Here is an 8,088-nt window from a genome sequence, read left to right on the forward strand (position 1 = left end):
GACCAGTTCCGGTCCACCGTTTATCGATATCCGATCCAGCAGGTGAGGGATATCAGCTGGATCATTCTGGCCATCGCCGTCCAACGTCACGATCCAGCTACCGCTTGCGGCGCGTACACCGCTGCGGATCGCAGCGCTCTGACCGCAGCGGCTGGAGTGGCGGATGAGGCGGGTCCGTGGCTGAGTGGCAACCAATTCCGGACCAAGCCGATCAGCCGTGTCGTCTGCACTGCAATCATCCACGAAGATGATTTCATAATCATCATCATACGCGGTCAGAGCATCTTTGATCTCCTTCAGGAGAGGCAGAACGTTCTCCGCTTCGTCGAAGACTGGTATGACCACGGAAAAGGGCAGCGACAACAAATGCGACACGTCATCTGTCAGGAGAGCGGCAGGAGACTTGTCGATCACCATCTGATCCGAAGTCTCCGGGAGAAGGCCATTTATTGGTGAGCCAGCCATGATTGATCCAGTGGGTAGCATGATTGGTAGTTTGGACAAGTTGGCCGAAACATTGAAGTCGGGCGCTCGAAGCCCGCCTTGAGCAGAGTGCTTAGCAGCATCCCGCCGAACACGGCGGTCAGCACCAGCGCGGCGGCGCCATGCCGGCGGCGCAGAATGAGAAAGCCCGTGATGGCGACCGAAACCAGGGTGAGCACGGTGACGCTGCCAAGGCTGGTCAGGTCACGCGCCATTTCCTCGACCCAGAGCGGGCCGATCGGGTCAGCCGGATCGGTTGCAGTTCGGAGAGCCAGCATGACGGTGTGGTCAAAGGAGCGCGTATCGCCTTCTGACTTCGTCGGCCAGCAGGGCGAACCCAGCAATCCGCCGGCAACTGCCAACACCACCGCGAGCAGCGCGAACTCGTGGCGGCCGAGCCGCGACCACAGGTCCGTCAATCTTGTGGAAGAAGTCGTGATCCTCATGGCTCAGTCCGCTGGCTTCGTATCGGTCGCCCCGGTACGGTAGGTGATCAGGCGGTACAAATAACCCCAGCACGATCACGGCGATGACGATCATGGAAATGGGATCCATGTAGTCCGCGATCCGGGTGTACTGGCTCTCAAGCGCATGGCCCGCCGTGGTCAGCAGGCCGGACCACACGACTGTCCCGATCGCTAAGAACAGGAGGAAGCGGCCCAGGCTCATGCGGGCGATGCTGGCGGGTACCGAGATCAGGGTGCGGATGGCCGGGATCAGGCGACCTATCAGCACGGCCTTGCCGCAATGCCGGTTGAACCATGTCTCGGCGTTGCCGATGTCGGCCGGCGAAACCGTCATCCAGCGTCCATGGCGGGCTGCCAGCCGCTTCAGTCGCTCACTTCCGACCCATCGCCCGGCATAGTACCAGGGTAACGCTCCCAGTATTGAGCCGATTGTCCCGGCAGCGATCACACCGGCCATGTTCAGGTCGCCGCGGGCCGCAGCAAAACCAGCCAGCGGCATGATCAGTTCGGACGGGATCGGTGGGAAAACGTTCTCCAGAAACATCAGAAGAACGATCCCGCCATACCCGCCCTGGGATACGTTACTGACAATCCACTGAAACAAGCTAACAGTCTTTCAGACTTTCCCGCGACGGACGACCTGTTCGCTCGGCGCGGCGATTTGGTAAGCGGCTCCGATTATGAAACCGGTACCGGATCGGCACTGCCTGTAAGGGGCATCAGGAAGCGGAGAAGCCAAGCACGGGCTTCAGTGCCTCGAAGCTGCGCTGCATGGCGTAGGGCGGACTGAACCGGAGCGGGATGTGCCCGTACCGGAAGGAGATCTGGCTGTCAGCCTGCTCCTCACCTACCTTCGCCACGGCGGCGAGATACAGGGCTGAGACCAGTCCGCTGCGGTCGGAGCCGGACATGCAGTGAACCAGGATCGGCTTTTCGGCTTCCCGCAGCACCGCCATGAGTTCGGTAAAGCGATCCTGTGTCAATTCCCGCTTCGCCGACATGCGGAAGTTGACAAACTTAATGCCCAGTCTGCTGGTTGCGGCGAGTTCGGCATCGTACCAGTCGCTGCCGACGTTCTCGCCGCGCAGGTTGATGACCGTTCTGATGCCATATTCCTTCTGATAATCATCGATCAGCTCAGGAGTAGGCTGCGCTGACCGGTAGAGTTGACCGGGAACGACAGCATGGAAATTGTCGCCTAGGTGCAGGATGCCGAGGTGCAGGCCGCCAGTGCCAAGAGCCACGGACATGAGGCTGCCCAGTATGACTCCTGACATCCTGGCTGTCGTTCCTGCCGAATGAAGCAGGGTCCTGGCGGTGCCGCTTGTGCGTTCCCTGCCCGCGAAGCCGGGTTTTGTCCTGGTCTTAGTAGATTCGGTCAGTGAAAGTGCAGGCATGGTCGTCCTCCCGGTTGGTCGGGCGGCAAGGTCGCATGGGAACCTGAAGCGAAACTGAATGGCTGCCTTTGCCTCGTTCAGGTCCGGTTCAGGCACCGCTGGCAGGTCAGGCCGGCGCACGTCGGGCGGAGCGCCTTGCCATGCCGGCCAGCGGCGACACCCTGCTCAGGCTGGTCCGCCGGATCGAACCCGAGGAACCGGCTGTGGTCCGGGCCGTCGGCATCGATGACTGGGCGTGGCGCAAAGGCCATCGCTACGGCACCATCGTCGTGGACCTGGAGCGCCATAAGGTGGTGGATCTGCTGCCGGACCGGGAAGCCGACACGGTTGCCCAATGGCTGGCGGAGCATCCGGAGATCGAGGTGGTCAGCCGCGACCGCGGGGCCGCCTATGCCGATGCCGCCCAGCGCGGCGCCCCCCAGGCGCCTCAGGCGGCGGATCGTTGGCACCTGCTGGAAAACCTCGGTCAAGCGGTTCGCGCCGCTCTGGATCGACACGGACCAACCATTGGACATCCGAAGAGCGGCTTTACCTGGAGCGTCTGTTCAACATCTCGTCCGAGATCGCGGCCCTGCACGACCTCGCCCAGCGGTTCGGGCGCATGGTCCGGCAGCACGGCGCCGACGATCTGACACCCTGGCTGGCGGAGGCGTTGGCGAGCGATCTCCGGTCCTTCGCCGAGGGGCTTCGCCAAGACCTTGCCGCCGTCTGAGCCGCTCTGACCACGCAGTGGAGCAGTGGTCAGGCCGAAGGCCAGATCACCCGCCTGAAGCTGAGCAAGCGCTCCATGTATGGCCGGGCAAAGCTCGATCTCTTGCGCATCAGGGTGATGGCGGCCTGACATCCAGCGTCATCAAGTTTGCGGATGAGCCAGATTCCGAAGCCGATTGACAGCGGCCGAGGCGGTGTGCCGCGAATACTTGTCTGCCGGACGGCGTGAAGGCCGTTACTGGATGGTGGGCGATGTCCGCAACGCGCCGGGCTGATTGATGTTCGTGCGCCTCAAGGGACCAGAACGCGGCAAGGGCGCGGCGGGAAAATGGACCGACGCGGCAACCGGCGAGCATGGCGATCTCCTCGATGTCATCCGAGAGAGCTGCGGCCTGTTGGAGTTCAGGGACGTGGCCGACGAGGCGCGGCGTTTCCTCTCTTTGCCGCACCCCGAGCCGGAACCGGCATCACGACATGGGCGCAACCCGCCGGCGCCAACAGGTTCGCCGCTCGCGACCAAATGCCTGTTCTCGATGGCGCGGCCGATCACAGACACGAGTGGCAGCGCCGCCAGTCTCAGTGCAGAAAACTCGAAAGGCCGCGACGGTCTTGGGCCCCTTCGCCGAGAATCTCCGATGGCGTTCGCGAATGGACCTGAATTCACATCCGCCGTTCTCCTGTATTTGCACGCTACGCTACGACGCCGCTAATTCCTTGTTGAATCGTCCCTAAATCAGGCTCTTTTAATCATCCCCGCATGGGGATCGCCTGTTTGTCCCCGTTGGAATCGGGAATCGGATGGCAGCCTCACATGGCGTGTTGCACGGAACAGGAAGAGGCAAGGGAACCCCCACGCCGGTTCTGCCATAGCCGCCGTCACCCAGGAAGAGCTCCACCGGCTCGGCGATCCGGTCGAGCAGGGGCTCGACCTGCGAAGCGTCATCGACGTCGCGGTCGGTCAGGATGGAGGCGACAATCCGGCCGGTCACCGCGTCAAAGCCGATGTGCAGCTTGCGCCAGGAGCGCCGCCTGCTGGCGCCGCGTTTCTCGACCAGCCACTCACCCGGGCCGCTCAACTTCAGGCCCGAGCTGTCGACCATCAGGTGGATCGCTCCACCGGTGATGCGGGCCTGCGCCGGTAGTTCCAGCGCCTGGGCCCGCCGGCTGAGGGTGGAGAAGTAGCTGCGCTGGCCCTGACGGGCTCCGGCACCGGCAGGTCGAGGCCGAGCAGCTGGAGGATCGAGCCGATCAGCCCCTCGGTCTGGCGCAGCGCCAGGTGGAACACTGCGCGCAGGGTCAGAGCTGTCGTAATCGCAAGGTCGGAGTAGTGGGGCTGACCGCCCGGCGTGGTGCGCGGCGCCGCTTTCCAGGCGGCGATCGCGTCTTCCGTGAACCAGACGGTCAGATTGCCCCGCTGCCGCAGCGCCTCGTTATACGCTGCCCAGTTCGTCACGCGTCGCTTCGGCCGCGCAATATGGTGGCGGCGAGCAGCCCTGGCTTTATGCGGCATGAAGGCGGGATCCGGAGCATCGAGACAGGTCATCCCTTACGCGGTCCCACATATCCCTGCAACACGCCGCCCCTTGTAGTCCGGTGCGTACAGGGTAGCCGCGCCAAGGGAGAACGACCAGTCCCCAGGGGGCTGGTCCTGGGCTGCGGCACTCACCGAGGCCATCTGGACCGCTGCCGTCACGGAGACGGCCGCCGCCAGGACCATCCCGCAGCCGAATAACTTGTTTCCCACGATGCTTGCGCCTTATGTTGGATCAGATTCGGCGCAGACCCTGCCAGCGGTGCCTGAACCGGACCTGAACGAGGCAAAGGCAGCCATTCAGTTTCGCTTCAGGTTCCCATGCGACCTTGCCGCTCGACCAACCGGGAGCGAGGCATGCGCATTCTGCTTGTAGAGGACGACCCCCTGATCGGCGATGCCATTCGCGTGCGCCTGACCCGGGCCGGCATGACCGTCGACTGGCTCGAGGACGGCACCAGCCTCGACGGGATCACCGAACTGGACGCCTTTGACCTGATGGTCCTCGATCTTGGCCTGCCGGACCGGGATGGCCTTGAGATCTTGCGGGAGCAGCGGATTGGCGGCCACGGCCTGCCGATCCTCATCCTGAGCGCGCGCTACGAGCTGGACAGCCGGGTGCGCGGCCTTGACCTCGGCGCGGACGACTATCTGGTCAAGCCTTTCGCGATGGAGGAGCTGATGGCTCGCTGCCGCGCGCTAGCCCGTCGCCGCGGCAACCGCCGGTCCGAGGTTCTGCGGTACCGGGATTTGCGGATCGATCCCGCGTCCTTCGCCGTGCTGCGCGGCGGCGAATGCATCGCGCTGACGCCCAAGGTTTTTGCGCTGCTTCTGCTTTTCGTCGACAATCAGGGCCGAGTTCTCACTCGGCGCTCCCTTGAGGACCACCTCTACGGGTGGAGTGGGGAGATAGAGAGCAATACGCTGGAAGTGTTCGTCTCACAGATCCGCCGCAAACTCGGCCCCGACCTGATCCAGACGATCCGCGGAGTGGGCTACATGTTACCGAGGGAATAACATGCCATCGATCCGCGCGCGCCTGCAACGCCGGCTGGTCTGGCTGATCGCGACGGTCTGGGTGCCGGCCTCCATCCAGATCGTGGGTGCGGTCGCGTTGGAGTACAGGGAATCGTTCCAAAGCCGGACCGCCCATACGGCGCAGCTGATGCTGGCCTTTGCCTCGACACAGCCGGCTTCGCCGTCGTCGCGGCCAGTCTTCGCGCTTCCGGTCTTCGAGCAGCAGCACGACCCCGACTTCGATCTCGACGATTATCTCGTCGTGATCAGCCGCTACGGGCAGCTGCTTTATGCCTCGGAGGGGCTGCCATCGGAGCAGCTGCTGGCCCTGCCAATGGAGGGCAAGGCCCAAATCGGCGAAAGCCTATGGCTCATTCACGGCTTCGAGGACAAGCGAACCGGCACGCGGGTCGTGATCGGCCTCGACGCGTGGGAGCCCTTGTTCTCCTCGCTCCAGGTGGCGGGCCTGGTGGCGACTTATGTCCTAGTCGCGACGGCATTGGTGGGCGTCGCCCTGACCGTCGGCATCCGCTCCGGCATGATGCCACTCGGCGCGTTCGCCAAACAGGTCCACGACCGCAGCGAGGAGAATCTCGTGCCGCTGGACGAGGCGGAGGCGCCGAGCGAACTGCGCGGGGTCGCCCACGCGTTGAATGGCTTGATGGCACGGCTGCAACTGGTGTTGGCACGCGAGCGCGACTTCGTGTCGAATGCTGCCCATGAACTACGCACCCCCCTGACCGCGATCCGGGCCCAGGTGGAAGCCGTTGACGACGACCTGCCCGAGCACGTTCGACCGCGTTTTGCCAATATTCTGGAGGCCACGGATCGGGCAAGCCGACTGATCGCGCAGCTCCTCGATGTCAATCGATCACAGTCGATCGATCTCACGCGGAACCCTGGGATCCGGATCGAACTGGTCGGGCTCGTCCAGGCCGTCATCGCCGAGCTGGTGCCATCGGCCAACGAGCGCAATGTGGAGATCATGCTGGATTCACTCCGGTCCGCCGACGTCACAGCCCACCCGGAACTACTGGCGATCGTACTGCGCAATCTTGGCGAGAATGCGGTGAAGTACGCCGCCTCGCCAGGCCGGGTCGTCTTCACGGTCGCCGGTGGGCAGTCAGCCACCACCGATTTGCTGGTGGAGGACGACGGCCCCGGCCTGTCGGCGGAGGCGTTCGAACGTGCGTTCGAGCGGTTCCAACGCCTTGGACGCTCCGGCGGCGACGGAGTGGGCCTCGGCCTCTCGATCATCATCGAGCTGTGCCGGCGCATGGATGTGACGGTGGACCGGCTGGAACCGGGCGGGCTCGGAGGGCTGCACGTCCGTTTGCGGCTGCCGAGCCCGCCGCCGCCAGCGCGGCCCGACCACCGGACCACGTACTACAGTTGACAGGTCCGGTATCGCCCCGGCGGTCCGCCACGGTCGCGACCATCCTGGTCACACTGTCTCGCGGTATCGCGCCGACAAGCACAAAGCTTCTGGCACGACAGAGTTCTCGCAGTAGAGCCGCAAGCATAGGAACGACCTGATGAAAGCCAACATATCACATCGTGGATTCTTCCTAGATTGGGCGACCACTCTCGCTATGGTCCTGGCGCTCGGCGCCTGCGCCGCGGTGCCAACCGACCCAATGGCGCGCTCGGTCTATGACGAGGCGAACGATCCGGCCGAACCGACGAATCGGGTCATCTTCGACGGGAATCAATGGGTCGACCGCTACGCCCTACAGCCCGCAGCGCGCGCTTACCAGGATCATGTACCGGGCGGCATCCGCAACGGCCTGCGCAACTTCAGCCAAAACCTGAAGGCACCTGTTGTGCTGGTGAATGATGTACTCCAAGGAAACATGAGCCGGGCCTTGACCACGACGCAGCGCTTTGTCATCAACACAACGGTTGGCTGGGCCGGGCTGTTCGATATTGCGAGCGGGTGGAACCTGCCGGCGCATCAGGCCGATTTCGGTCAGACCTTGGGCGTTTGGGGTATCGGTCCCGGGCCGAGCGTACAGCTTCCCCCTACTCGGACCGTCGAATGTGCGTGACACCGCCGGCACGGCTTTCGGACTCCTTGGCGATCCCGTCGGGTACGTTCCAGGAATACAAGTTGTCCAGACGCCTGGCGCAGTGGGTGGTGCCTTCGACGGGCGCGCTCGAATGCTGCCTATGACAGATGATCTGGAAAAGAATTCGGTCGATTATTACGTTGTGTTGCGCAGCATGTATGCGCAACGCCGCGCAGCCCTCATCGAAGAAGGCAAGGCCGGAGGTCTCCCACCGCACATGAGTGAAACTTTTCCGGAACTTACGCCTTGAGGTGGTAAAATGGACAAAAGTCTCGGTGAAGGAGGCGTTGTCACATTAATTTCCGATCGCGCCCGCACCTGAAACTTTTATATGCATATTACACCAATAAACGGCATTGTCACATTAACTTGCTGGGGTGGCGAGAGGCGTTTGGGTAGGGCATGGTGGCGGG

At 63.3% G+C, this 8,088-nt stretch carries 12 protein-coding genes and 2 pseudogenes; 7 read left to right on the plus strand and 7 right to left on the minus strand.

Annotation, left to right across the window (positions count from 1 at the left end; genetic code table 11):
• The 4 genes from AC5JJ6_RS31455 to AC5JJ6_RS31470 all read right to left on the minus strand — a co-directional run.
• On the minus strand, positions 1-417 hold a 417-nt coding region (locus AC5JJ6_RS31455; protein ID WP_496045826.1), incomplete at its 3' end, for a glycosyltransferase.
• Between the two features lie 29 nt (positions 418-446).
• Entirely contained in the window at positions 447-698 is a 252-nt protein-coding gene (locus tag AC5JJ6_RS31460) for a hypothetical protein (RefSeq protein WP_496045827.1), read from the minus strand.
• 73 nt (positions 699-771) lie between these two features.
• Positions 772-1,494 carry a DedA family protein gene (locus AC5JJ6_RS31465; protein ID WP_496045828.1) on the minus strand — a complete coding sequence of 241 codons (723 nt, stop codon included), beginning with the start codon at positions 1,492-1,494 and terminating at the stop codon, positions 772-774.
• A 175-nt stretch (positions 1,495-1,669) separates the two neighbouring features.
• Positions 1,670-2,200 (minus strand): dual specificity protein phosphatase family protein, encoded by a 531-nt coding sequence (locus AC5JJ6_RS31470; RefSeq protein ID WP_496045829.1) that lies wholly within the window; start codon positions 2,198-2,200, stop codon positions 1,670-1,672.
• A 251-nt stretch (positions 2,201-2,451) separates the two neighbouring features.
• Here AC5JJ6_RS31470 and AC5JJ6_RS31475 point away from each other — a divergent pair.
• The 3 genes and pseudogenes from AC5JJ6_RS31475 to AC5JJ6_RS31485 form a co-directional block, all read left to right on the plus strand.
• Positions 2,452-2,844, plus strand: a pseudogene (locus tag AC5JJ6_RS31475) (transposase); the annotation flags it as partial.
• A 131-nt stretch (positions 2,845-2,975) separates the two neighbouring features.
• Positions 2,976-3,188, plus strand: a pseudogene (locus tag AC5JJ6_RS31480) (hypothetical protein); the annotation flags it as partial.
• Between the two features lie 148 nt (positions 3,189-3,336).
• Entirely contained in the window at positions 3,337-3,768 is a 432-nt protein-coding gene (locus AC5JJ6_RS31485; protein ID WP_496045830.1) for a hypothetical protein, read from the plus strand.
• 33 nt (positions 3,769-3,801) lie between these two features.
• Here the strand turns inward: AC5JJ6_RS31485 and AC5JJ6_RS31490 are convergent, their stop codons facing one another.
• The 3 genes from AC5JJ6_RS31490 to AC5JJ6_RS31500 form a co-directional block, all read right to left on the minus strand.
• Positions 3,802-4,158: a transposase gene (locus AC5JJ6_RS31490; RefSeq protein WP_496045831.1), complete on the minus strand. Its 357-nt coding sequence runs from the start codon at positions 4,156-4,158 to the stop codon at positions 3,802-3,804.
• Positions 4,158-4,511 carry a transposase gene (locus AC5JJ6_RS31495; RefSeq protein ID WP_496045832.1) on the minus strand — a complete coding sequence of 118 codons (354 nt, stop codon included), beginning with the start codon at positions 4,509-4,511 and terminating at the stop codon, positions 4,158-4,160. Before AC5JJ6_RS31495 ends, AC5JJ6_RS31490 begins: the two co-directional genes overlap by 1 nt.
• 93 nt (positions 4,512-4,604) lie before the next feature.
• Positions 4,605-4,802 (minus strand): hypothetical protein, encoded by a 198-nt coding sequence (locus AC5JJ6_RS31500; protein WP_496045833.1) that lies wholly within the window; start codon positions 4,800-4,802, stop codon positions 4,605-4,607.
• Positions 4,803-4,946: 144 nt separating this feature from the next.
• Here AC5JJ6_RS31500 and AC5JJ6_RS31505 point away from each other — a divergent pair, with 144 nt between their 5' ends.
• The 4 genes from AC5JJ6_RS31505 to AC5JJ6_RS31520 all read left to right on the plus strand — a co-directional run bounded on the left by AC5JJ6_RS31505 (position 4,947) and on the right by AC5JJ6_RS31520 (position 7,925).
• Complete coding sequence (locus AC5JJ6_RS31505) at positions 4,947-5,606, plus strand: response regulator (RefSeq protein WP_496045834.1); 660 nt, start codon at positions 4,947-4,949, stop codon at positions 5,604-5,606.
• A gap of 1 nt (position 5,607) precedes the next feature.
• On the plus strand, positions 5,608-7,002 hold the full coding sequence (locus tag AC5JJ6_RS31510; protein WP_496045835.1) for a sensor histidine kinase: 1,395 nt from the start codon (positions 5,608-5,610) through the stop codon (positions 7,000-7,002).
• Between the two features lie 139 nt (positions 7,003-7,141).
• Positions 7,142-7,654, plus strand: a complete 513-nt coding sequence (locus tag AC5JJ6_RS31515; protein ID WP_496045836.1) for an MlaA family lipoprotein — start codon at positions 7,142-7,144, stop codon at positions 7,652-7,654.
• Positions 7,647-7,925 carry an MlaA family lipoprotein gene (locus AC5JJ6_RS31520; RefSeq protein ID WP_496045837.1) on the plus strand — a complete coding sequence of 93 codons (279 nt, stop codon included), beginning with the start codon at positions 7,647-7,649 and terminating at the stop codon, positions 7,923-7,925. The genes AC5JJ6_RS31515 and AC5JJ6_RS31520 overlap by 8 nt, the downstream gene beginning before the upstream one ends.
• The last annotated feature ends 163 nt before the right edge of the window (positions 7,926-8,088 follow it).

Source organism: Skermanella sp., from assembly GCF_059503625.1.

Coding starts and splice junctions, on each gene's coding strand:
- AC5JJ6_RS31490 (WP_496045831.1), bottom strand. CDS start 4,158: ATGGTCGACAGCTCGGGCCTGAAGTTGAGCGGCCCGGGTGAGTGGCTG.
- AC5JJ6_RS31515 (WP_496045836.1), top strand. CDS start 7,142: ATGAAAGCCAACATATCACATCGTGGATTCTTCCTAGATTGGGCGACC.
- AC5JJ6_RS31510 (WP_496045835.1), top strand. CDS start 5,608: ATGCCATCGATCCGCGCGCGCCTGCAACGCCGGCTGGTCTGGCTGATC.
- AC5JJ6_RS31465 (WP_496045828.1), bottom strand. CDS start 1,494: ATGTTTCTGGAGAACGTTTTCCCACCGATCCCGTCCGAACTGATCATG.
- AC5JJ6_RS31485 (WP_496045830.1), top strand. CDS start 3,337: ATGTTCGTGCGCCTCAAGGGACCAGAACGCGGCAAGGGCGCGGCGGGA.
- AC5JJ6_RS31460 (WP_496045827.1), bottom strand. CDS start 698: ATGGCGCGTGACCTGACCAGCCTTGGCAGCGTCACCGTGCTCACCCTG.
- AC5JJ6_RS31470 (WP_496045829.1), bottom strand. CDS start 2,200: ATGTCCGTGGCTCTTGGCACTGGCGGCCTGCACCTCGGCATCCTGCAC.
- AC5JJ6_RS31505 (WP_496045834.1), top strand. CDS start 4,947: ATGCGCATTCTGCTTGTAGAGGACGACCCCCTGATCGGCGATGCCATT.